Annotated in this window: 19 protein-coding genes and 1 pseudogene; 5 read left to right on the top strand and 15 right to left on the bottom strand. The window is 71.8% G+C overall.

Going from position 1 to position 23540, the window contains the following annotated elements; genetic code table 11:
* Positions 1–2: 2 nt before the first annotated feature.
* The 7 genes from BLS95_RS43750 to BLS95_RS43720 all read right to left on the bottom strand — a co-directional run bounded on the left by BLS95_RS43750 (position 3) and on the right by BLS95_RS43720 (position 7376).
* Positions 3–908, bottom strand: coding sequence for an ABC transporter permease (locus BLS95_RS43750; protein ID WP_090945517.1), 906 nt, complete (start codon positions 906–908; stop codon positions 3–5).
* On the bottom strand, positions 905–2500 hold the full coding sequence (locus BLS95_RS43745; RefSeq protein ID WP_245765654.1) for an ABC transporter substrate-binding protein: 1596 nt from the start codon (positions 2498–2500) through the stop codon (positions 905–907). The genes BLS95_RS43750 and BLS95_RS43745 overlap by 4 nt, the downstream gene beginning before the upstream one ends.
* A complete protein-coding gene (locus BLS95_RS43740; RefSeq protein WP_090945516.1) occupies positions 2497–3603 on the bottom strand; it encodes an LLM class flavin-dependent oxidoreductase in 1107 nt (368 codons plus the stop codon). The genes BLS95_RS43745 and BLS95_RS43740 overlap by 4 nt, the downstream gene beginning before the upstream one ends.
* Entirely contained in the window at positions 3600–4634 is a 1035-nt protein-coding gene (locus BLS95_RS43735) for an LLM class flavin-dependent oxidoreductase (protein WP_090945515.1), read from the bottom strand. The genes BLS95_RS43740 and BLS95_RS43735 overlap by 4 nt, the downstream gene beginning before the upstream one ends.
* The gene (locus BLS95_RS43730; protein WP_090945514.1) at positions 4631–5794 is read right to left on the bottom strand and encodes an LLM class flavin-dependent oxidoreductase; all 1164 of its coding nucleotides are present in this window, start codon (positions 5792–5794) and stop codon (positions 4631–4633) included. The genes BLS95_RS43735 and BLS95_RS43730 overlap by 4 nt, the downstream gene beginning before the upstream one ends.
* Positions 5795–5846: 52 nt before the next feature.
* On the bottom strand, positions 5847–6359 hold the full coding sequence (locus tag BLS95_RS43725) for a flavin reductase family protein (RefSeq protein WP_090945513.1): 513 nt from the start codon (positions 6357–6359) through the stop codon (positions 5847–5849).
* A gap of 330 nt (positions 6360–6689) precedes the next feature.
* Positions 6690–7376 (bottom strand): AraC family transcriptional regulator, encoded by a 687-nt coding sequence (locus tag BLS95_RS43720; RefSeq protein WP_281250107.1) that lies wholly within the window; start codon positions 7374–7376, stop codon positions 6690–6692.
* A 162-nt stretch (positions 7377–7538) separates the two neighbouring features.
* On the opposite strand from BLS95_RS43720, the gene BLS95_RS43715 reads away from it, so the two are divergent.
* Positions 7539–8348, top strand: coding sequence for a phytanoyl-CoA dioxygenase family protein (locus BLS95_RS43715; RefSeq protein WP_090945511.1), 810 nt, complete (start codon positions 7539–7541; stop codon positions 8346–8348).
* 20 nt (positions 8349–8368) lie between these two features.
* Here the strand turns inward: BLS95_RS43715 and BLS95_RS43710 are convergent, their stop codons facing one another.
* From BLS95_RS43710 to BLS95_RS43690, 5 genes are all read right to left on the bottom strand, one after another.
* Positions 8369–9193 (bottom strand): carbohydrate ABC transporter permease, encoded by an 825-nt coding sequence (locus tag BLS95_RS43710; RefSeq protein WP_090945510.1) that lies wholly within the window; start codon positions 9191–9193, stop codon positions 8369–8371.
* Positions 9190–10170, bottom strand: coding sequence for a carbohydrate ABC transporter permease (locus tag BLS95_RS43705; protein WP_090945509.1), 981 nt, complete (start codon positions 10168–10170; stop codon positions 9190–9192). The genes BLS95_RS43710 and BLS95_RS43705 overlap by 4 nt, the downstream gene beginning before the upstream one ends.
* 4 nt (positions 10171–10174) lie before the next feature.
* Entirely contained in the window at positions 10175–11635 is a 1461-nt protein-coding gene (locus BLS95_RS43700; protein ID WP_090945508.1) for an ABC transporter substrate-binding protein, read from the bottom strand.
* 26 nt (positions 11636–11661) lie between these two features.
* Complete coding sequence (locus BLS95_RS43695) at positions 11662–13482, bottom strand: endo-1,4-beta-xylanase (RefSeq protein ID WP_090945507.1); 1821 nt, start codon at positions 13480–13482, stop codon at positions 11662–11664.
* 146 nt (positions 13483–13628) lie between these two features.
* Positions 13629–14663, bottom strand: a complete 1035-nt coding sequence (locus tag BLS95_RS43690; protein WP_090945506.1) for a LacI family DNA-binding transcriptional regulator — start codon at positions 14661–14663, stop codon at positions 13629–13631.
* A 266-nt stretch (positions 14664–14929) separates the two neighbouring features.
* On the opposite strand from BLS95_RS43690, the gene BLS95_RS43685 reads away from it, so the two are divergent.
* Positions 14930–16912: an MGH1-like glycoside hydrolase domain-containing protein gene (locus BLS95_RS43685; RefSeq protein WP_090945505.1), complete on the top strand. Its 1983-nt coding sequence runs from the start codon at positions 14930–14932 to the stop codon at positions 16910–16912.
* Positions 16913–16978: 66 nt separating this feature from the next.
* Here BLS95_RS43685 and BLS95_RS43680 read toward each other — a convergent pair whose 3' ends face one another.
* Positions 16979–17827 carry a phytanoyl-CoA dioxygenase family protein gene (locus BLS95_RS43680; RefSeq protein ID WP_090945504.1) on the bottom strand — a complete coding sequence of 283 codons (849 nt, stop codon included), beginning with the start codon at positions 17825–17827 and terminating at the stop codon, positions 16979–16981.
* Positions 17828–17851: 24 nt separating this feature from the next.
* Between BLS95_RS43680 and BLS95_RS43675 the strand changes: the two genes are divergently transcribed.
* Together BLS95_RS43675 and BLS95_RS58550 are read left to right on the top strand one after the other, a co-directional pair.
* Complete coding sequence (locus tag BLS95_RS43675) at positions 17852–18730, top strand: AraC family transcriptional regulator (protein WP_176993696.1); 879 nt, start codon at positions 17852–17854, stop codon at positions 18728–18730.
* Between the two features lie 210 nt (positions 18731–18940).
* The gene (locus BLS95_RS58550) at positions 18941–19324 is read left to right on the top strand and encodes a hypothetical protein (RefSeq protein WP_245765653.1); all 384 of its coding nucleotides are present in this window, start codon (positions 18941–18943) and stop codon (positions 19322–19324) included.
* Positions 19325–19461: 137 nt separating this feature from the next.
* Here BLS95_RS58550 and BLS95_RS60015 read toward each other — a convergent pair.
* Positions 19462–19809 (bottom strand): annotated as a pseudogene (locus tag BLS95_RS60015) (phosphatase PAP2 family protein); the annotation flags it as partial.
* A 208-nt stretch (positions 19810–20017) separates the two neighbouring features.
* Positions 20018–22708 (bottom strand): DUF7824 domain-containing protein, encoded by a 2691-nt coding sequence (locus tag BLS95_RS43660; RefSeq protein ID WP_090945500.1) that lies wholly within the window; start codon positions 22706–22708, stop codon positions 20018–20020.
* A gap of 270 nt (positions 22709–22978) precedes the next feature.
* Between BLS95_RS43660 and BLS95_RS54900 the strand changes: the two genes are divergently transcribed.
* Entirely contained in the window at positions 22979–23536 is a 558-nt protein-coding gene (locus BLS95_RS54900; RefSeq protein WP_143044126.1) for a hypothetical protein, read from the top strand.
* Positions 23537–23540 lie beyond the last annotated feature (4 nt).

Genomic DNA, 23540 nt, shown 5'->3' with positions numbered 1-23540 from the left:
GGTCAGCCCCGGATCCGGGGGTCGATGGCGCGGTAGGCCAGGTCCAGCAGCGTGCTGATGGTGACGTACGCGAGGGCCGACAGCAGGACGACGGCCATGACGACGGGCATGTCCCTGCCGGTCACGGCCTGCATCGCCACCTGGCCGAGTCCTGGCCGGCCGAACAGCACCTCGGTGATGACCGCGCCGCCGAGCAGGGTCCCGGTGAACCAGCCGGCCAGCGTCACGGCGGGGATCAGCGCGTGCCGCAGGGCATGCCGGGCGACCAGGGCGCGCTCGGTCAGCCCGCGCGCCCGCGCCGTCACCGCGAAGGGCTGTTCCAGCGCCCGCTCCAGCCCGCCGCGCAGGACCTGGCCCAGCACGCCCGCAATGGGCAGGCCGAGGGCGAGCGCGGGCAGCACCAGCGCCCCCGGCCCCTGCGCCCCCGAGACGGGGAACCAGCCGAGCGTGAACGAGAACAGCGACAGCAGCACGATCCCGATGAGGAACGGCGGGACCGACACCGACGCCAGCTCGGCGGCCGAGGCCGCGCCGCGCAGCCACCTCCCCCGGCCCGCGGTGACCAGCGCGATGATCCCGGCCAGCGCCACCCCGGTCCCGGCCGCGGCCAGGGTGAGCTGCGCGGTCGGCCCGATCTGGGTGGCCAGGACGTCGCCCACGCCACGCTGGAGCTGGTAGGAGCGGCCGAGGTCGCCGTGCAGCAGCCGCCACAGGTAGGACAGGTACTGCACGATCTCCGGCCGGTCGAGACCCCAGTCGGCGATGATGTCCGCCCGGATCTCGGGAGTGTCGGGGCCGTCGCCGACCAGGATGTCCACGGTGTCGCCCGGGGCGAGCAGCAGGGCCGCGTACGCGGCGGTGGCGGCGGCCCAGAGCACGGCCAGCCCGGCCCCCAGTCGCCTGATCATGTGCCGATCCGCACGTCGTACGCGCCCGCCGGGGTGCCGGAGGCCGGGTCGAAGCCGAGGCCCTGCACGCTCTTGGCCGCGGCGATCTGGTCGGCGGGCACGTAGAGCGGGAACACGATGGCGTTGTCCACCACGGCCGCCCGCTGGACCTTGGCGTAGAGCTTGGCGCGCTCGGCCGGGTCGGAGACGGCCGAGGCCGCCGCGAGCCACTCGTCCACTCGGGGATCGGTGAAGTTGGTGCGGTTGATGGAGGCCTTGTCCGGCAGGATCAGGTTGAGCGCGGCGCCCGCGTCGGAGTCGCCGCGGGAGTTGCCGAAGATCTCGTACTGGTCCTGGTCCAGGGCCTGCTGCGCGCTGCCCTGGTCGACGATCCTGACCTGAAGGTCGATGCCGGCGTTCTGCTTGACCTGGGCCTGGATGGCCTGGCTGAGGATGTCCCTGCGGTCGCGGACGAACGGCGCCGAGGCGACCTCGCGTACGGTGAGCCGCTTGCCGGCCTTGACCCGGAAGCCCTCGGCGTCGCGTTCCCGCCACCCGGCCGCGTCGAGTAAGGCGTTGGCCCTGGCCACGTCGCCGCCGTAGGTTCTCTCCAGCGTGGCGTCGTAGAAGGGGCTGCGCTTGCCGACGATGCTCCATGCCCGGGTGGCGGTGTCCTGGTAGACCGAGCGCAGCACGGCGTCCACGTCCACGGCCTCGCGGAACGCCTCGCGTACGCGCCGGTCGTCGAAGGGGGCGTGGGAGGTGTTGAAGTAGTAGGAGTAGGCGGTGCCGGAGTTGAGCGCCGTGTGCAGGGCCAGGTTCGGGTCCTTCTTGATGAGGCCGACCTCGGTGGCGGGCACGCCCTCGATCACCTGGACCTGGCCGGAGGTGAGCGCCCCGACCCGGACCGCGGCCTCGGGGAGGAACCGGTAGGTGATCTCGGACAGGTGCGCGGGTCCCTGGTGCGCGGCCCCGGCCGGTGGCCACTTGTAGGCGGGGTTGCGGCGGTAATGGATCTCCTGGCCCTGCACGTACCGGTCGAGGATGAACGGCCCCGTGCCGACCAGGTCGAGCCCGCCGAACTCGAGGTCCTTGGCGTTCTTCAGCGACTTCGGCGAGACCTGCCCGGCGTAGGGCGAGGCGAGGAAGTCGAGGAACAGCGCGTCCGGCTCCTTGAGCGTGATCTCCAGCGTGGTCGGCGAGAGCACCTTCGCCTCCTTGAACGCCCGCAGCTGGATCGAGGCCACGGCCGGGTTGTAGCCGGGCGTCCGGAACTGGTCGAGGTTGGCCTTGACCGCGGCGGCGTCGAACCTGGTGCCGTCGTGGAAGGTGACGTCGTCACGGAGGTCGAGCGTGTAGGTCAGCCCGTCGTCCGACACCTGCCACGACCTGGCCAGCCACGGCTGGAAGGAGCCGTCCTCGCCACGCGAGATGAGCGCGTCGAACTGGTTGAACACCAGCAGCCTGACCTTGTTCTGCGACCAGAGCTGCGGGTTCAGGGTGATCGGCTGCGTCTCGATGGCCCAGGTCAGCGTGGTCGCCCGGGCATCCTGGGCGGCCGGCGCGCCGCACGCGGTGAGCGCCAGGAGCAGGGCCGGGATCAGGCGCTTCACGGGCGGTTCCAGGCTTCGGCGAGCAGCTCGTAGGAGCGCACGCGGGCTCGGTGGTCGTGGGTGATGGTGGTGATGAGCAGTTCGTCGGCCCCGGTCACGCGGCGCAGCACGCGCAGCCCCTCGGCCACCTCCTCGGGGGTGCCGACGAAGCGCGTGTCGATCCGGTCCTTGACCAGCTCCAGGTCGGCGTCGGTCCACACGTGGGCGTCGGCCTCCTCCGGCGTGGGGTACGGCATCGCGCCCGCGCCCGTCCTGATGCTCCGGACCCACAGGTCGTATCCCTTGGCCAGGTCGCGGGCGCGCGCCCCGTCCGCGGCCACGACGGCGTCCGCCGAGACGACCACGTACGGCTCGTCCAGCGTGTCCGAGGGCTTGAACGCCTCCCGGTAGGCCTCCACCGCCTCCAGCACACTGGACGGGCTGACGTGGTAGTTCGCCGCGAACGGCAGCCCCCGCTCCCCCGCGACCCGGGCGCTCTGCCCGCCGCTGCTGCCCAGGATCCACACCTGCACGTCGGCCCCCTCGCCGGGCACGGCCCGCGCCTCGTGCGTGCCGTGCAGGAAGGCGAGCACGTCGCCGATCTGGTCGTTGAAGTCCGGCGTTTGCGCGCCGGGCTGCTGCAACAGCGAGGCGTAGTGGAGGAGGTGCGGGTGCGCGGCGAGCTTGGAGAAGTCGAACGGCGCCGGGATGAGCAGCCCGTCCACCGTCCGGGCCGCCGGCGGGTCGCCCGCGGCCGACGCGGCGGGGCCCTTGGCGGCCAGTTCGGCGCGGCGCTGGCCCGACCGGCCTATCCCGAGGTCGATGCGCCCCGGGTGCAGCGCGTCGATGAGCCCGAACTGCTCGACCACCGACAGCGGTGTCTGGTGCCCGAGCTGCACGGCGCCCGACCCGACCCTGATCGTCGACGTGGCCGCCGCCACCAGCGCGATCAGCACGGCCGGGGCCGAGCTCGCCACGCCCGGCGCGAAATGGTGCTCGGCCAGCCAGTAGCGGCGGTAGCCGAACTCCTCCGCCCGCTGGGCCAGGTCAAGGGTGTTGCGCAACGCCTCGGCGGCGGTGCCGCCCGACAGGATGGGGGCGAGGTCCAGGATGGACAGCGTCACGCGGCACCTCCGGGGAACGGTCTGCTGGGGATCTCCGCGCGCAGCACCGGTGCGATCTCGGCCTGGAACAGCTCCAGCGCGTCCCGGTGCTGTTTCGGCGTGAGCCCGTCGGCGTCGGCGTGCAGGTGCATGACCTCGTGCCCGAACCGCTTGTGGTAGCTCAGCACCTTGTCGATGACCTGCTGCGGACTGCCCACCAGGATCGAACTGCGCTCAATGGCGTCCTCCAGTGTCGGGAAGACGATCGGCAGGCCGAGCCGCCGCTGGAACGCCACCCTGGCGTCGTAGACCGGCCGGTACGTCGCGATCGCCTCCTGCGAGGTGCGGGCCGCGTAGTAACCCGCCGTTCCGGCGCCGATCAGGGCGTCGGCCGGGTCGTGACCGTAGTGCGCCCAGCGTTCGCGGTAGTGGTCGATGAGCTCGGCGTAGGGGTCGATGGGGTTGGTGACGTTGGCGGAGAACAGCGGATCGCCGTAGCGGGCGGCCAGGTCCACCGACTCCTTGCTGGTGGCGCTGCCGTGCCAGACCCGGATCGGCCGCTGCAGCGGGCGTGGCCAGGTCTCGGCGTCGGTCAGCGACGGCCGGAACCTGCCCTGCCAGGTGACCTTGTCCTCCCGCCAGAGGCGGCGGAACAGCTCGTACCCCTCGCGGTTGCGCTCCCACTGGTCGTCGGCCGTGACGTGGAACAGCTGGGCCTGCGCGGCTCCGTTGCCCTTACCGATGATCAGCTCCAGCCGGCCCTCCGACAGGTGGTCGAGCGTGGCGTAGTCCTCGTAGGCCCGCACCGGGTCCAGCAGGCTCAGCGTGGTGACCGCGGTGAACAGCCGGATCCTGGAGGTTTTCGCCGCGATGTGGCTGAGCACGACCGGCGGCGAGGAGGAGATGAACGGCCGCTCGTGCCGCTCCCCCACGCCGAACCCGTCGAAACCGAGCTCCTCGGCCAGCACGGCGTTCCCGACGACCTCGCGGAAGCGTTCGGTGGGTGACCGGTCGTCGTTGTGAACGATCAGCGTGATAGCAAGAAATTTCATGACACCTCCGCGTAGCGGCTGGCCGGACGCGGCAGGCCGAGCAGCCCGCGCAGCGTGGCGGCCTCGTACCTGCTCCTGAACGCCCCGCGTGCCCGCAGCTCGGCCGTCAGGTCGCGGGTGATCCGCTCCAGGTCGTACGGCAGCGTGCCGGGCCGCAGCCGGAACCCCTGGATTCCGGCCCGCCGCCACTCCAGCAGCAGCTCGGCCAGCTCACCGGCGGTCCCCGCGAAGACGGCGGCGTCGGAGGAGAGCTCGGCCCCGTCCAGCTCGTCCAGCCGGGCCCTGCGCCCGGCCGCGCCCTCCCCCAGGAACACCACAAGGTCGGCGAAGATCATCAACCGCTCCGACAACCCTCTGACCTCCCCCGCCACGGCACGCGCCTCCTCCGCCGACCCCGGCGTGACGAACACGACGTCGGCGCTCCCCGCGGCGAACTCGTACGGCAACCGGGCATGCGCGAGCGCCGTCACCACCGGCTGCCCCTGCGGCGACCGAGGCGTGATCGACGGCCCCCTGACCGAGAAGAACCGCCCGGCGAAGTCGACGTAATGAAGCCTGTCCCGATCGATGAACCGGCCGGTGGCCACATCCCGGATCTCGGCGTCGTCCTCCCAGCTGTCCCACAGCCGTCGTGCCACCTCCACCACATCGGTAGCCTCCGCGAACAGCTCTTCCGCGTGCGACGACAGCCCGCCGGGCCCGTCCGGCAATCGATCAAGCGACGGGAACTCCCTGCGACCGAAATGCCGCGCCTCCTGGGCCTGCGGGGACACCCGCACCCGCCACCCCGCCCGGCCGCCACTGACGTGATCCAGCGTGGCGATCCCGATCGCCACGTGGAACGGCTCGGTGTGCGTGGTGGTGCCCGTCGGCACCAGGCCGATCCGGGTGGTGAGCGGAGCCAGCCGGGCCGCCAGCAGCACCGCGTCGAACCGGCCGCGTACCTGGTCCGTCCGGTCGTCCGGCCTGTCGGGCAGCACGGACTGCAGACTGAGGTTGTCCTCGATGGTGACGAAGTCGAGCAGCCCGCGCTCGGCCTCGGCCACGAGAGCCGCCCAGTAGTCGGCCGAGAAGATCGCCTCGGGTGTGGCGGCCGGGTCGCGCCAGGCGGCCGGGTGCCAGCCCGTGCCGTCCAGCGCCACGGCCAGGTGCAAGGTCATGTGAGCTCCAGATATCGCGGGGTCGATGTAGGCGGGCGTGAACGTCGGCGGTTCAGGAGTCGGGATGGGCCAGGAAGCGGCCGAAGCGGCCCTGGTGGTAGAGGAGCGGCCGGCCAGGGTCGTGCGTCTCGGCCTCGGCGACCAGGCCGACGACGAGGATGTGGTCGCCGACCTCGACCCGCTCGTACGGCAGGCACACCAGGTGCGCGGAGACGTCGTGCAGCAGCGGGGCGCCGAGCGGTCCGGGCCGCCAGCCGGTGGGCGGGGCGAACCGGTCGATGCCCTTACGGGCGAACCGGGCGGCGAGGTCGGCCTGGTCACCGGCGAGGATGTTGACCGCGAAGTGGTCGGCGGCGCCGAGTCGCGGCCAGGTGGTGGAGGAACGGTCCACGTAGAAGGAGACCAGGGGCGGTTCGAGGCTGACCGAGGAGAACGACGTGGCGGTCAGCCCGACGGGGACACCGTCGCTCTGCGCGGTGATGACCACGACGCCGCTGGCGTGTACGGCGAGCGCCTGCCGGAAGGAGTCGGCGCCGACGGCTCGGTCGGGAAGCGTGTCGGTCACGCGGTCACTCCCGTCCTGTCGGGGTGGCCGGAGGTCACTGATGGCACGAACACGAGAAGGTTCCTCACGAGAGAAGGGCACGCTCACGCGGCGCCCCGGCGGCTTTCCGGGTCGCGAAGCGGGGGTGGGGGGCGTGGACGGCGTCGGCCACGCCGGGAACGTGGAGGGAAAGCGGTGGTGGCCGGCCCCGGCCGCTAGTCCGTGATCAACGACATTGAGCGCTGGCGACGTGGCCGAAGTCCACGTGGGAGCGCCTGGTCAGCAGAAGATCCTGCCTCATATGTCCGACGTTAGGACGACATTCCGGACAAGTCAACATTCCCTACTGGTTTAAACGGGAATTCGGTCGGGTCCGACCGGTGGCGGGTCAGGCGACGTGCCGGAAGACCAGTGTGCCCGGTACTCGCGCGGAGACATGCCCGTCCGCTCCCGGAAACGCCGGTTGAAGGTGGACAGGTTGGCGTAGCCGCAGTCGGCGGCGATGGCGGAGACGGCGCGATCGGTCTCCCGCAACAGCCGGCAGGCGGCGCTGATCCGCAGCATGGTGAGATAGCCGGTGATGGTGGCGCCGGTGGTGCGGCGGAAGAAGCGGCTGACCGAGGCCGGGGCGACGAGCACGCCGACCAGGGCGAGGGTGCGCTCGGGCGGCGGCATCGTCCCGCCCGCCGCGAGGGCTCGCAGCGCGCCCGGTTCCACGGCGGACGGGGGGAAGCTCAGCCCGCGTGCCGAGCGTTCGGGGAGGGCGGCCACGCCGGTGAACTCGGGGCGGTCGAAGAAGCCCGCTCCCAGGAAGTCCCGGCGGAACTGGACGACGATCGCCTCATTCCGGATGGTCCCGGGAACCGACTGGTAGGTGTGCGGCGTCTCCGGGCCGATCAGGGTCAGGTCCGCGGGAGCGTACTCCTCGACGCGGTCGCCCACGAAGCGGGTGCCGGTGCCGTGGGTGATCAGGGTCAGTTCGAATTCCCGGTGGAAGTGCCAGGCGAAGCGGAAGCGCGAGGCCCGCCGGACGTACAGCTTCCAGGAGAGCTGGGGGTGGCCTCGATGTGTTCGAAGGTCGCGCGCACGGTCCTCCGCCGTCCGAATGTGGTCACGCTGTCCCGGCGATCATCACGAAAGTACCGGAACCGGTCATCCATCGCGTGGCAGGGCGGCAGGGGATGCGGGGAAGCTGGCGGTATGACGGATCTGCAGTCCCGCTACGCCCTCGACGCCGCCGCGCTGCGGCACTTCACCGACCACGGCTTCGTCCGGCTGCCCGGCGTGCTGGACGCCGGGACGATCGCGGCGTACGAGCCCGAGATCACCGGCAAGGTCATCGAGCTGAACACCCAGCACCTGCCCCTGGAGCAGCGCGACACGTACGGCAAGGCCTTCCTCCAGGTCACCAACCTGTGGCGGCACAGCGACCTCGTACGCGCGTTCGTCTTCTCCCGGCGGCTGGCCCGCATCGCGGCCGAGTTGCTCGGCGTCGCCGCCGTCCGCCTCTATCACGACCAGGCGCTGTACAAGGAGCCGGGCGGCGGGTTCACCCCCTGGCACGCCGACCAGTACTACTGGCCGCTGGCCACCGACCGCACCGTGACGGCCTGGATCCCGCTGCAGGACACGCCGGCCGAGATGGGGCCGCTGGCCTTCGCCGCCGGCAGCCACCGCTTCGAGTACGGCCGTGACCTGCCCATCAGCGACGAGTCCGAGCGGGCGTTGCAGCGGGCGCTGGCCGAGCGGGACTTCCCGGTCGTCGCGCACCCGTACCGGCTCGGGGAGGTGAGCTATCACCTCGGATGGACGTTCCACCATGCCGCGCCGAACCGCTCTGACCTCCCGCGCCGGGTGATGACCGTCATCTACATGGACGCCGGCATCACGGTCGCCCGGCCGGTCAACGACAACCAGTGGGCGGACCTGCGCGCGTGGCTGCCCGGCGCCGAGGTCGGGACCGTGCCGGACACCCCGCTCAACCCCGTGCTGTATGGCGATGCGGGATGACCGGCGCCCCCGCAGGGTTGTCACTGCTTGACGGCGCCGGCCAGGCCGTTCACGAAGAACCTCTGCAGCACCAGGAAGATCGCGATGATGGGGGCGAGCGTGATGACCGAGCCGGCGCACAGCAGCGTCCAGTCGGTGGAGTTCTCGCCGATGAAGGCGTACATCCCGACGCCGAGCGTGCGCAGTTCGGGACGGGCGAGGGTGAACACGAGCGGGATGAAGAAGCTGTTCCACGCCGAGATGGCGGTGAACAGGCCCACCGTGGCCAGCATCGGCCCGGCCAGCGGCAGCATGATCCGCCAGAAGACCTGGTGGAAATTGGCCCCGTCCACCCGGGCGGCGTCCTCCAGCGCCCGGTCGATCGCCCGGAAGTAGCCCATGAACAGGAAGGTGCCGAACACGATCCCGCCGGCGGACTGCACGATGATGATCGACCAGAGGCTGTTGAGCAGGCCCAGCCCGTCCATGATGTCGAAGATCGGGATGATGGTGTAACCGTGGGGCAGGAACACGGTCGCCGCCACCGCGACCAGGACCAGGCCCTTGCCGGGGAACTCGGTACGGGCCAGGGTGTAGCCGGCCATGGCGGTGACGAGCAGGGTGATGAGCACCGTGGCGACGGTGATGGTGAGGGTGTTGAGGAAATACTGCCCGAAGGAGGCGCCCTGCCAGGCCTGCGCGTAGTTCGACCACAGCGGCGTGCCGGGCAGCGGGTCGAGGCCGCGGCCGAAGAACTCGTCGGTGCTCTTGAGCGAGCTGCCCAGCGTCCACAGGAACGGGTAGAGCCAGGCCACCCCGCCCACGAGCAGGAACACGTGCGTCATCACCGGCGCGCGACGGGTCATGCGCGGCCTCCCCTGCGTCTGACCAGGGCCCGCAGGAAGAGGGCCTGGACCACGGCGAACACGATGAGCAGCAGCCCGTAGAAGAACGAGGCCGCCGAGGCCAGGCCGACGTCCCGGTCGACGCTGGAGCCGGAGAACCCGCCGAAGGCCAGGTGGTAGATGTAGGAGTTGACGACCTCGGTGGCGAAGTACGGCCCGCCGTTGGTGAGCACCTGCACGAGGTCGAAGACCTGGAACGAGCCGATGACCGACAGCAGTACGATGACGACGCCCACCGACCTGAGCAGGGGCACGGTGATGTGGCGGAAGCACGCGAAGGCGCCCGCGCCGTCGAGCCGCGCCGCCTCGTAGAGCTCGTCGGGGATCGTCTGCAGCCCGGCCAGGAAGTACACCAGGTTGTAGCCCAGCGTGTGCCAGATCCCGACCCCGATGATGATGATCATCGCGAAGTTCGGGTCGCCGAGCCAATCGATGTACTCGTGGGTGAGGCCGAGCGACATCAGGACGTCGTTGACGACGTCGCCGAAATTGGAGAACAGCAGCTGGACGACCACGCCGACGACCGCGGCCGAGGTCACCACCGGCAGGAAGAACAGCGTGCGGTAGAAGGTCCGCAGCCGCAACCGGCGGTTGTTGAGCACCAGGGCGAGCGCGAGCGCCAGGACGAGCTGGATGGGCACCACCAGCAGCACGTAGAAGAACGTGTTGCGCAGGGCGCCCCAGAAGATGCCGTCCGTCATCACCCGGGAGAAGTTGGCGAGCCCGACGAAGTCCCCGGGCTCGCCGATCCCGTCCCACCGGTAGAAGGTGTAGCCGAGCGAGGCGATGATGGGGTAGATCACGAACGCCAGCAGCAGCACCAGCATCGGCAGGACGTACAGGTAGGACCAGCGGGCGGCGGCGATCCGCCGCCACAGGCCGGAGACCGTCCCCGTGCTCAGCGCACGGGGCCGGGCGGCCAGTCGGACGTCGGTCATCAGGTCATCCGCGCTTGGTCGTGTACGGCTTGGCGATGTCCCAGTCGGCGAACACGTAGTCGTCCATGCCGACCTTGAGCCCCTGCCCGCGGGCCTTCGCGACGGCCTCGCTCAGGGCGCCGTTGAGGCGGTCCTCCAGTTCCTTGAGCGCCTTGGGGGCGTCCTTGAGCTGGCCGGTGTAGATGCCCGCGGCGACGTCGGGGAGGTCCGGCTGGACCGCCGCCACCTCCACCTTGGCGATCTCGGGGTTGCGGATCGCGGGCACCGGGCCGACGAGTGCCGTGCCGGCCATGGCGACGTACTGGCGGAACGTCGGTGAGGTCACGCCCGCCGGATCGTTGTTCTCGGGATAGACCGACAGGCCGTAGCCGCCCTGCACCCAGCGCTTGCCGGCGGCGGGACCGTAGAACCAGTCGAGCCAGGCCCACGCCTGGTCGGGGTTCTTGGCCTTGGCCGAGATGCCCAGCAGGTAGCTGCCCGGTGATCCGTAGAAGTAGCCCTGCGGGGTGCCGGTCGGCGACGGGAGCGTCATGAGGCTGTAGTCCTTGAAGCCGGCCTCCTCCCAGGGCGCCTGGTTCCACACGCCGCCGACGATCATGCCGAAGCGGCCCTTGGAGAAGAACGCCCTGGCCTGCTCGTCCGAGATGCTCATCGAGTTGGGGTAGATGAAGCCGCGGTTCTTCCAGTCCAGGAGCAGCGCCAGGAAGTCGGCGTAGTTGCGGTCGGTGCCGTAGGTCCAGCGGCCGGTGCGGTAGTCCACGTTCTGGGTGCCTCCGGGCGACCCGGCACCCCGGCAGAACAGCTCGATCAGCCACGGCAGCGCCCCCTTCTGCGCGTTGCCGAAGCCGAGCCCGAAGACCTTGCCGCCACTCTTGCTGGTGATCGTCTCGGCTGCGCGGGTGATGTCGTCCCAGGTCTTCGGGATCTGGACCGTCCCGTCGGGGTTGGTCAGCCCGGCCTCCTTGAAGACGCCGTTGTGGAGGTAGAGCTGCAACGCCGGTGCCAGGCCGCTGAAGGGCGCGGAGTAGACCTTGCCGCCGAAGATGTTGACGCCCTCGACGAAGCTGTTGTCGGGGAACCTCGACCGCCACTCGGCGGTGGCCCACCTGTCCAGGGGCATCAGCCACCCCTCGCCGACGTGGACCTCCAGTTTCGGCTTCGTGGGCAGCAGGAACACGTCCGGGGCGGTGCCGCTGCGGAACGCCAGCGCCAGCAGGTCGAGGTACTTGTCGGTGACCTGCGTGGTCTTCTTGACCGTGGTCTTGCCGTTGGCCTGCTGGAAGAGCTTGATCTCGTTGTCCACCCACGGCGCCTGGCTGACGTACCAGTCCCAGTACGCCAGGCTGGTGCCCGAGGCAGGGCCGGCGTCTTCGGGGGAGCCGCCGCAGCCGGCGAGCAACGCGGCCCCGCCGGTGGCGGCGGCGGCCCGCAGAAGTTGCCGGCGGCTGAGTTGTATGGCTGGCATGGTCTTTCCTTTCGGGTCTGCTGAGGTCAGCCGACGACTACCGTGATCGCCTTGCCGCTGATGGTCGGCATCGAGACGGCGACCTCCTTGGTGACGCCGCCGGCCGTGACCTTCACGGTGTAGTCGCCGAGGAAGCCGCGCACCGTGGTCGAGCCGGTCGGCCCGGTGGTGGCCGTGGCCTTCGTCCACCAGGTGCCGTAGATGAGGTCGCGCCAGGCCCGGCCGTTCGGCTTGAGGGTCCAGTCGGTCCTGAACAGGGCCCGCTTGGGATCCCAGGTGTCGCCCTCCCAGAACCCGAACGTGCTGACCCCGGTGACCTGCGGCATGCTGAACATCGTGGTCAGGAAGTCCCGCGTGTAGTCGGCCTGGAGTTGCTCGTCGGTGGTGCCGACGTCGAACTCGGTGATCGCGACGGGCAGGCCCAGCCCGCCGAACCTGTTGATCAGCGTGACCAGGTCCGCCGGCGGGGTGAGCTGCTCACCGGCGAAGTGCCCCTGGATGCCGATCCCGCCGATGGGCGCCCCGCCGTCCTTGAGCGCGCGGACCCGGGCGGTGAAGTGGTCCTGGTGGCGGGCCTCCCAGCCGTTGTCCTCGACGATGTCGTAGTCGTTGAGGTAGAGCCTCGGGCCCGGGTCGGCCTGCCGGGTCAGCCGGAACCAGCGGTCGAGCTCGCCGTCGCCGAGCACGTCCTGCACGTCGTGGTTGGCGTACGGCTCGTTGACCACGTCCCACTCGTCGATCAGGCCGGCGAGCGCGCCCGCCTCCTCGGTGATGTGGGCGTCGATCCTGCTCCGCAGCGCGGCGGGGTCGCCGCGGAGGCCGCAGACGTCGGCGGGCATGTTCCCGCACGACGGCCAGATCAGGGTGTGCCCGCGGACGAACAGGCCGTGGTCGCGCCCCCACTGGAGGGCGGGCAGGGTGTAGCCGTTCCGCTCGGGCAGGTTCTCCCAGTGGTTCCACTTGAGGTTGTTGCCGAGCGTGAACTGGTTGAAGTTGGCCAGCAGCGTGTCGCGGTACTTCTGCGCGGAGGTGTTCTGCGTCATCAGACGTACGCCGTCCGCGGCCGAGCCGAACTTGAAGGCGTGCCTGGTCATGTCCGCCTGGACGGTGGCGCCGGGGACGAGGTGGCCCTCGGCGTCGACGACCTTGACGTACAGGTTGCCCTTGCGGTTGCGTTCGATGCGGTCGGCGGCGGCGGCCCGCCACGCGGCCCCCGCTTCGCGGCCCGCGTAGGTGGCCTGGGGCCAGCCGTCCGGGGTTCCGGCGCCGTACCGGAGCACCGACACGCCCGCGATCTGCAGCACCTGCGGGCCGTACCCGAGCCAGAAGTTGATCCGGACCTGCCCGGCCGCGTAGTCGGCGGCCATCCGGAACGGCAGCCGGTAGCGCTGCCAGGTGCCGCCGAACTTCATCGCCGCCTGGGTGGACTTGGTGTAGCCGCCACCGTTCTGCTCGAACACGAAGTGGGCCAGGCCGGAGCCGGTGGGGGTGGGCGTGATCGAGCGGGCCCAGAAGGTGGCCAGCATCGCCTCGCCCTTGACCGTGGGCAGCGCGGAGGGGGCGCCCACGCCGAGCGAGTACTCGCCGTCCAGGCCGGGAGAGGCGGGCTGCCCGGTCACCGTGATCTGCAGCGCCTGGTCGAAGTCGGGTTGCCCCTGGACGTCGACGATCGTCGTCCGGGGTGCCGGATTCCCCGTGAACTGGGTGAACGCCTCCAGGACGTGGGCCGGCATGATCTCGGTCGGCGGATCCGCGGCGGCCGCGGGCGCCGCCAGTCCCAGAGCCGCGAGCAGCGCCCCGGGAATGACGTACGCCAGCCGGCGCCGCGCTTTCGTCCAGCGACCCATGGTCGGGTCCTTTCTGTCGACGGGCAGGGGGGATCACGACCGGTGCCCCGAGGGCACGCCGGCCTTTTGCTGCGTCGAAATATGGGCGTCGAAATGTGAGCGTCGGAATAGGCGGTGAATTTAGAAGGAGGGTGAAATGGCGGGCGTCAGTTCGGTGCGGGACCCGTGCTGTCCCGGACGACGAGGGTGGTGGGCAGGTGCACGCGGGTGGGGGGCGGGCCGTCCGGCGCGAAGTCCGCCGCGGACTCCGGGGAGATCGCGGCCAGCAGCATCCGGGCCGCCTGCGCGCCCATCTCCTCGAACGGCTGGCTGACCGTGGTGAGGGCGGGCTTGACGTGCGCCGAGGACGGTATGTCGTCGAATCCCACCACCGACACGTCCGCGGGCACCCGCAGCCCGAGGTCGGCGGCGGCCTCCATGGCGGCGTAGGCGGTGGCGTCGTTGTGCGCGAACACCGCCGTCGGCCGGTCGGGGCGGTCCAGCAGCGCGCGCAGCAGCTCACGGGCCGTGGGCGGGTCGAATCCTGTCCGCAGGGTGAGCGGGGCCTCGATCGGAACCCCGGCCGCCGTCAGCGCGTCCTCGTAGCCGCGCTGCCGGTCCTGGCAGCAGGGGTAGGTCATCGGCCCGGCCAGCGACGCGATCCGCCGGTGGCCCAGGTCGAGCAGATGGCGGACCGCGCCGTAGGCCCCCTCGTAGCTGTCCGCCTCGACCGACGGCAGGTCGAGGCGGGAGCCCAGGGTGTTGATCAGGATCACCGGCACTCCCTGCGCGTGCAGGTCGAGCAGCGGCTGCATGGCCTGGTCCTGGTTGATGACCAGAACGCCGGCCGACATCCCCGAGGCGAGCATGCGGTCGATGACCGGCGCGTAGTCGTGGTCGTTGGTGCTCGTGTAGAGAATGATCTCGTACGGCGTGCGCTCGACGACGGACGCGACCCCGTAGTTCAGCGGGGCCACCATCCGCCACGTCAGCCCCGGCACGATCATGCCGATGAACGGCGGCCGCCCCTTGGCCAGCGCGCTGGCGGTGGCGTTGGGCACGTAATTGTGCCGTCTGATGATCGCCAGCACCCGGCGCCGGGTCTCCGGGTCGACCCGCGGGCTGTTGTTGAGCACCAGCGACACCGTCGACTTCGAGACGCCGGCCAGGCGTGCGATATCGCGGATGGTGATTTTCTGCATAGTTGGTTCCTCGACTGCGCCGGCCTTTTGTCAAACCGGTCCAACGCTTGCCAGGAAGGTAACGCTGGACCGGTTCGATAGCAATACCTGAAGGAAAAACGGTAGTAACTTGCCGGTAACTCTTGCGACGAATACCGGCCGGTGTCAGCATCGGTCACGAGCGCCCGGAACCCACTGGACGGGCTCCCGCTCCCTCATCAGGCCCGGCGTGCCCGTGCCCGCCCCCTCCTCCCCCGCCAGCCCTCCGTCAGGCAAGGGATTGACGCATGCCTTATTCCGTTGACGAGTTCGCCTTCGACCTGCGCGGGAGCCAGGCGCCCTCGGACGTCTGGGTCACCAGCGGCTGGACCACGGTCCACGCCCCGCCGGGTTCGGTGTGCGGGGTCGGGGGGTGGTTCGCGCCGCCGTACGCGGCCCCCGACGCCCGGCTGGCCGTCGAGCTGGAGGTGGACGGGCACCGGATCACCGACGGCGCGGCGCCGGGCGTGGCCGGGACCGGCCTGCTGCACGCGGGCGGCACCTGGTGGCCCGGCCGGATCGTCAGGGACGGCACCTACCACCGCCGCCACCGGGGTGAGTTGATCTCGCTCCAGGTCAGGAGCACCCTCACCCCGCTGTACGGACACGCCGGGTTCGTCCTGGAGGTGGAGATCGCCAACCGGGCCGGGCGGGACGTCACCGTGACCCTCCACCCGCACGTGGCACCCGGCGGCCCCCGCCGCGTCCCGCTCGGCGAATGGGGCTGGGTCCCGCCCGTCCCCGGCCCGGCGGCCGTACGCACCGGCCAGGGGGCCTGGCAGGCCGGCGACGTCACCGTCGAGCTCTCCCACGAGGGGCTCCGCCAGGACCTCCCGGCGGGCGGGACGGCGGTGTTCGCGCTGGCCGTCCGCGCCGGCGCGGGCACGTCATCGGGGCGGCCGCGGGAACTGGCCGCAGAGTCCGCCGGCCGGTCGGAGGTTCGGCTGGCCCGGGCCCTGGCCCGGGTGCCGCGGCTCTCCAGCGACATCCCCGGGCTGGAGGCGTACTGGCGCGGCTCCCTGGTCAGCGGGCTGGTCTGCCTGTGGGACAACCCCGGTTTCATCACCTCGCCCTTCGTCGCCACGTCCGGGCTGGACGGCGGGGCGCTGTGCGCCTACGCGTGGGACACCGGCGGGTACGCCCCCCACCTGCTCACTCTCATGCTCGGCGACGCCGCCACCGCCGTACTCGAATCGATCATGAAGGTGGATCTCACCCGCCACTACGCGATCGCCCCCAACGGCACCGGCCTCGGCGTCCCGTACGCCTACAGCGGCTGGTCCCTGGTCACCCTGGCCACCGCCGTCGCCGCGCACCTCGGCCTCTCCCCGTCCCTGGTCACCCAGCTCCACGACCTGGTCGAGGGGCTGGACGCGCGCTTCACCCCGGCGGGCGCGCTGCGCGACTACGGCGACCAGTACAACCTGCTGGAGATGCGCAGCACGGGCTGGGAGCACGTGGTGGCCAGCCCCAACGCCGAACGCGCCTGGTGCCTCGACCGGCTGGCCGAGTTGTCGGAGGTTTCCGGCGCCCGCCTCCCGGCCGGCGACCTGCGCGCCCGTGCCCGCGACATCAGGCAGGCGATCGCCCGGGAGTTGTGGGACGAGGAGGCGGGATGGTTCCGCTGCCGGTATCCCGACGGGCACACCGAAGTGGTCCGGCACGTCCAGGCGTTCGACGCGATGCGGAGCGGCGCCTGCACGCCGGAGATGGCCGGGGCCATGCTCGGGCGGCTGCGTGACGGCTCGTTCCTCGCGCCCTACGGCGTCAGCGCCGTGGCCGCGGACGACCGGGTCCACTACGAGCTCGGCGACACCGACTGGTCGGGCGGCGGGGCGTACACGGGGGAAGGGCCGCAGCTCGCCCTGACCCTCTGGGAGCAGGGCGAGCCCGGCCTCGCCTGGGAGGTCATGCGGCGGCTGCTCTGGATGGGGCGGCACTTCCCGTACTTCCCCCAGGACCACTACTGCGACCGCCCTGCGGCGCCGCCCGCGGGCCGGCGGATCAACATCGTCGCCGGGCTGGCCGGGGCGGAGGCGATCCTGACCGGCGCGGCGGGCGTGCGGTTCCGGCTCGACGGCAGCCTGGTCGTCAGCCCGGCGGCCCTGCCCGGCGGGCACGTGGAGCTGACCGGGCTGGGCTACCGGGGGCGCACGATCGACATCTCGACCACCTCAGGCACCGTCACCGTCGACGGCCGTCCCAGAAAGGCCGGGGAGGTGATCGGGTGAGTCCTGTACGGGCAGCGGCGGGCGGGGATCCGGTGACGGCCGGGCGGGCAGGGTGGCGTGGTCGTCTCAGGACGGGGGCCACAGTCGGGGGCACACGGCGGGGTCGGTGTAGTCGGGGCGGCCCTCGGGGTCACGGCGTACCAGGTCGTCGTTGCCGTGCCGGGACCGCGGGGTGTGCCGGTTGTCGCCCGGCTGCAGGTGCACGGCCAGTGACCGGCGGGGCCGCCCGCTCAGGTTCGGGCCGCTGCCGTGCACCGTACGGCAGTGGTGGAAGCTGACCGCCCCGCGCGGGATCTCCGGCACCACGACCCGCACCCCACGCGAGCCGCGCAGCCGGTCCAGGGACGACAGGTCGGGGTCGAAGAAGTCGAGTGCCATGTCGTCCGGCCACAGGTGGCTGGCGTCGGCGAACGAGATCCCGCCCATCACCTCACCGACATCGTGGAAGGGCACCCAGGCGGTGAGCATCTCCGTGCTCGTGCAGCTCAGCCAGTACTGGCGGTCGGTGTGCCAGCCCACGTTCACGCCGCCAGGCGCGGGCAGCGCGGACTCCGGCGGCTTGTGGAGCAGCTGGTCGTGCCAGAGCCGGATCTCGGCCGCGCCGCTGAGCCGGGCGGCGCACCGGGCGATCAGCGGGTGGCGGACGAGCGCGGCCAGTTCGTCCACCACGAGCGAGGCGTAGTCGTTCTTCCGCAGCACCTCGCCGTGCTCCGGCCGCCAGCCGCCGAGGGGTGCTCCGCCGGGCAACGGCCGGTCGGTGTCGCCCGCGTACAGCCGCGCCATGCCCGCCTCCGCGGCGTCCAGCACCTCGGGGGGCACGATCGGCGCGGAGATCCAGTAGCCGTGGGCACGATAGAACTCCACGTCCTCGTCGGTGGGGAGCAGATGGTCCAGCGCAGCGTTCGAGGTCGTCATGGAACGGAACGGTACGGGCGGGCCGTGGCCCGGGGCGTTCACCAGAACGGCGAGAACGTACACGATCGCGGGGTGGTCCGCCCCGCCGGGCTGCGCGCGGGCTTCCACGCCCACCTCGCCGGGTCCGGCGTGCCCGGCCTGGTGCACGCCGGCGACCAGCGGGCCCCGTCGTCCTGGTTCATCGCCGAGCACCGCCACGAGGTGTGGGAGCTCTACCTGCAGACGGACGGTCCCCCGACGCGGTGGCGGGTCGGGGACGCCGAGTACGAGGTGCCGCCGTACGGGCTGCTGATCGTGTCCCCGCACGTGGGGCACCGCATGGCTCGGCCCGCCGACACGGTCTGGCAGTTCATGTTCGCCGCCCTCGACGCGCCGCTCCTGCTGCCCGAGGCGCCCTGGCGCCGGTCGCCGGCCTTCGTGGCGGACGCGGCCTCGGCCGTCACGCCGTTCGAGACGTTCCTGCGCGAGGTGACCACGACGCGGACCCTGCGTGTCCCCGGGCTGCGGGCCAGCGCCCAGCAGCTGCTGGTGGAGGTGGCCAGGCTGCTCGCCCCGAGCTCGACGGCGGGGCGGCTCCTCCTGCACCCCGCCGTGGCCCACGTGCTGAACGTGCTGGAGACGCGCTATGCCGAGCGCCTGCCCCTGTCCGCGCTGGCCGGGGAGGCCGGGCTCTCGCCGTCGTACCTGGCCGCGCTCTTCACCGCCCAGCTCGGGGTGAGTCCCGCCCGCCACCAGGCGCGCCTGCGCATCCGCCGGGCCAGGACGCTGCTCGCCGAGACGGACCGGAGCGTCACGTGGATCGCGGCCGAGCTGGGTTTCTCCTCACCCCAGCACTTCGCCACCGCCTTCCGTTCCCACACGGGCGCGACACCGCGCGAGTTCCGCGCCGCCGGTCGCCGGTAGATCTCAGCCGTACGATCCAGTACGGTGTCCCATCCAGGAGATTTGTCACACCCGCGGCGTAGCGTGCACCCCATGAGGAACGGGCACACACCACTTGATGGCGAACAGTGGCAGCCGGGGGACCTTGTCGTCGATGCCGATGGGCGTCTGTTCACTCGCGCGAGCGTGCGGGACCAGGACAGAGGGCTGCCGTGGGGCCATCCGCATGACGTGACACGCCACGCCGACGGCGGCGTCCACGTGCCGGAGGGGCAGGTGGCGGAGACGGTTCCGGCGCGGCCGCTCACGTTGTTGCTGCGCGACGGTCAGCCGGTCCTGCCGGCCGCGCCCGCCAACGCCTCGACCGTCCTCGGCACGCAGGCCCACCAGGCGGCGACCGCGGCGGGCGTCGGTGGCCTGTTCCTGGCGGCCACCGCCTTCGACCCCGACGGCGCCGGGGATCCCAGAGCGGCGAGGCTGCGCGCGGAGCTGCTCGACACGGTCGTCGTGGTGGACACCGGGGAGGCCCTGGCGGCGATGTTCGGTGGGGCGGCCGACGGGCTGCTGGTCGAACTGGCGGAATGGCATCGGCGCAGCGTGGAGGAAAGCGCCTGACCGGTGCCCGGGTGCGGGCGGACCAGGCGTGCCCGAGCCCGCCGGCGCTCGGTGAGGTGGCTCCACGCCGACACGACGGCGATGGAGACGACCAGCAACACCGCGCTTCCTGCGAGGTCGAGCACATAGTGGTTGCCCGTGGTGAGCACCACTGCCGCCATACCCAGCGGGAAGATCCACGGCAGCGACGCCAGTCGCGGATGGAAGCCACGCAGCGCGCACCACGCGACATACGCGCACCACAACGACCATCCCACGTGCATGCTGGGCATCGCCGAATACACGTTCTGGCCGCTCTCGATCCCTCGTGAGGCCTGGCCGCCCAGGATGTCGTGTTCGGCGATGATGTCGACGACGCCCGGTAAGGCGAACCGCGGCGGCGACATGGGCAGCGCCCAGAAGACCGGCAGCACGAGAACCATCATCGCGACGAGGGTCCGGCGGACCTTGACGTAGACCTCGGCATGCCGGACGAAGACCCACACCAGCACACCGAGGATCGCCAGGTAGTAGAGGCGGTAGTAGGACCGCCGGCTGGATGAGGGCCGGATGCTCGGTCAGCCACCGCTTCCGCCCACCCTCCCGGCAAGTGCCACTGACCGGGCACGAGCCACCAGGCATGAGAACCGGCCTGCGGCCACCTCACGCGGGCTCACGCGGGTCGTCCTAACCCGCCCGCCCCGGCATGGATCATCACGGGGAGATCGTCCTGTGCAGGCGGCGAGCCTCCTGAAGGACGAGGCTCGATCCCTTGCGCGCCGCCAGCTCCGCCAGCCCGGGGATCTCCGCTCGCGTCCCCGTCAGGACCGCGGCCTGGACGGCGACGCTCAGGAGCTCGCCCAGCCCGCTCCGCGTCTTCTCCCCCGCGGCCGGCAGGAGAAGCGGCACGGCTGTGGTGAGCGCCCGGCACACCTCGGCATGCGCCCCGGCGGCGACCAGGTCAGCGAGGGCGGCGGTGATCTGCCTGAGCGAGACGGCGCCCACCCGGACCAGGTGCGCGACGGCCCAGCCGAGATCCGCGGCCGGGAGCTGCCCGCGCACGGCCAGGACGGTCAGCGCGTCGGCGGCGGCGGCGCGCTGGACTGGTCGGGGGTGGGCCAGGCAGGCGGCGATGGAGACCGCGGTCGCCCTGCCCACCGGGCCTTCGCCGTGGGCCAGGGCCACGACGGCGTCCACGCGGGAGCCGCCGCGCCGGGCGAGCCAGGGCAGCACCTGCACCATGTACGCGGCCACGAGCTCACGATGGGACGGCAGGATCGCCGGCCACCACACCACGTCGTCGGGATAGGCGGCGTATCCGTTGGCGGGCCGTGCCGAGCACAGCTCGCGCAGCCAGTCGGGCAGGCCATCGGGCGCCGCGGTCGAAGCCCATACGCCCAAGGTGAAGTCGGGGTTGATGCCGTAGGGCTGCCCCACCTCGCAACGCACCTCCGGGTCGGGCAGGCCGCCGTCGCGCAGCCAGTCGGCCAGCCGCCGCCCTGCCCGCGTGGGCAGCTTCTCCGCCCGCACGAGCAGGGCCGTGTCCACCTGCCGAGGCAGCCGGAGCAGCGCCTGCTGGAAGTCGGCTTCGAGCGGTTCGACGTCGCCCAGCCGCTCCATGCGGTCCAGCAGGGTCTCGGGATCGAGGTGCCCGGTGGCGGCGGTCGGGGTGGCCAGCAGCACGGGGAGGGTCGCGCCCCGCTCGAACAGGTGAATGATCTCCCGTATGCGGCGCAGGACCAGGCGGTGGGGCAGCACGGCGTCGGGGTAGGCGGGGTCGGCGCGTTCGGCCAGTGCCGTGGTCAGCCGGCGGCTGTAGTCCGGATAGGCCAGCGCCAGGACACAGCGTGACAGCAGTGCGTGGGTGGTGCGGTCGTTGCTGAGGTAGGCGTGGGGCAGGGGATTGTCAGGGTGCCCCCAATGACCGCGCCACATGGGTGCCAGCAGTGCCACGACCTCCTCGCGGTCACGATGGGCCAGCTCCACCATGGCGGCGAGGATCCGTTCGTACTGGCTCGGGTCCTCCGGCCAGCGCAGGCCGGTGAGCTCGGCGGCCAGTTCCGCCGCCGACGTCAGGGGCGGCGCGAGCACGGGCGGCGGGGGCGCGATGAGCTTCGCGGCGGCCGGCGGCTCCGGCTGCGTCGCGGCCGGCACGGTGCCATAGGCGGCGGCCAGGCGCTCGCGTGGCTCGTCGGGCAGCCGGCCGGCCGCCTCGCGGATGGTGTCCCGGGCGGCTTCGTCGGCGTGCGGGGCCAGCTTGACCGCCAGCCGCACCGCGGGGTCCCACAGGGCCGGGAGATCACCGTCGAACACGTGCGCCAGCGCGGCCACCGCGCCGCCGCCCCTGGACGGGGACACGGCCGCGAGCCACTGGATGGCCGCCGTGACGTATTTCCTCTCCGGCCGGAACGCCAGCGCGCCGACCGCCTCGGCGAACAGAGCGTCAGGCAGTGCCCCGGCGGCCTCGGCCCGGCGCAACTCGTCCACCACGAGCCGCACGAGCGGTGAGTCCGCCGAAGGCAGCAGCCGGACGAAGTCGAGCACCGGGATCTCGGCCACCGAGGTCTCCAGGAGCCGCCACAACGTCACGAACGGAGCGATCTCGGCATCCTCGCCGCCGACCAGGAACCGGCTCGCGCAGCCGTCGACCAACGTCCGGCGCGGCAGCCGTCCCGCCGCGGCGAGGGCCGCCAGTTCGCCGGCGATGCTCAGGCACGATCGCGGATCGTGCGCCGGGCCACCGGGACTCGCCTCTCGCTGCTGCCGCCGGCTCTCGTCCTCGTCGGCGACCAGCGCCTCGGCCACACCCTGGGCCTGGAACAGGCGCGGGAGCAGGTGGTCGAGCAGCGGATCCCCGTCGAGGACGGGCCGGCCGCCGTTCTCCCGGTGCCGTGCCGCCGCCCGCCAGGCCCAGCCGGCCACGAACGCGTCGCTCTCCGGCGGCGCGACTCCGGTCTCGATCACCAGCGCGGCGGCGAGCTGCCAGCCCGGCTCGCCCCGCAGTCGCCGCCAGATGCCGCCCGCCGGTGGGCGCAGCCGCTGCACCAGCCGTACGGCGAGGTCCTGCCGCCACTCCGGCGGACGGCGCCGCAGCACGGACATGACCAGCGCGGCGTCGGCCGCCTCATCGCGCACCCGGCGCAGCTCCCGCCGGTTGAGCCAGGCCGCCACCTGCGCGGCCCCACCAAGGCAGGCCGCCCCGGCGAGCCGGTAACCGGTGACCGGCTCGCCGGGCCGTGTCATGACCTGCCGTCGGGAGGCGCCGCCCAGCCGCGTGGCCAGGTGGCCGGCCAGCTGCCCGGCCACCATCCGCCGGTCGGCGTCGCCCAAGCCGTTGAGGAACTCTGCCAGGCGCTGGTCGTCCTCCGCCTCGATGCGTTCGAGGACTTCGTCCCACGGTGTCACGCGGCCGCCACCTCGACATCGGAGGGGCTGGACAGGGGGCGTCCCGGTAATGAAACGATCATGGGCGGCACAGTACCGGCTGCCACTGACATTGCGCGGCGTGGCGCGAGTCATGAGGCGTAGGGCCGCGCGCCGGCTCCTTCGGTGTCACCGACCGCGCCGGCACGGACGCGCTGCTCCGTGACGAGGCCGCCCTTCACGAGGAGTACGCAGGGTGACAAGGTCAGCCATCTTCTGGCGGGAAGGCCGGCGGTCTCGAATAATCGGGCCATGTGGACGACTGCCAGGGCCTGGTTAGGGATGACGCTGCTCGGTGGCCTCCTCGCAGGGTGCGGTGGCGGTGACCCCGTCGCGACCGGCTCCCCCACGGCGTCTCCGACCCCGACCACACCCACGGCATCAACGGCACCGACGGCCTCGGCGCGGCCGTTCGCCCTTCCGGAGGACTGTGATGATCCCCGGCTGGTCGCGGCCATGGGCGCGCTGATCAAGGGGAAGAAGTTCGGCCGGCGGTTCGACTCCGCCGGCAAGGTGACCTGCTCGTGGGGGAAGGAGGTCCCCACGGCCGCGGTGACGATCGCCCTTCCCTCGGCGCGACCCAACTATGAGGACTTCCCCGAGGTCGAGATCGCCGAGCTGACCGCTCTCGGCGTCAAGGCGCAGTCCGGCGGCACCGAGATCGCCGTCGGCGACCGATCCCTGTACAACCAGGCGTTCGTGGTCATCGCCCCGAGGTTCCGGCTCACGGTCGAACAGCTGAGCGAGGAGCGCCGTGACGACGCTCTGCGCGAGTCCGCGGTCGCCCTCACCACGTGGTTGACGTCGTAACGTC

Source organism: Nonomuraea jiangxiensis (genome assembly GCF_900099965.1).
Taxonomy (GTDB): Bacteria; Actinomycetota; Actinomycetes; order Streptosporangiales; family Streptosporangiaceae; genus Nonomuraea; species Nonomuraea jiangxiensis.
This window is presented reverse-complemented; position numbering and strand designations above follow the sequence as displayed.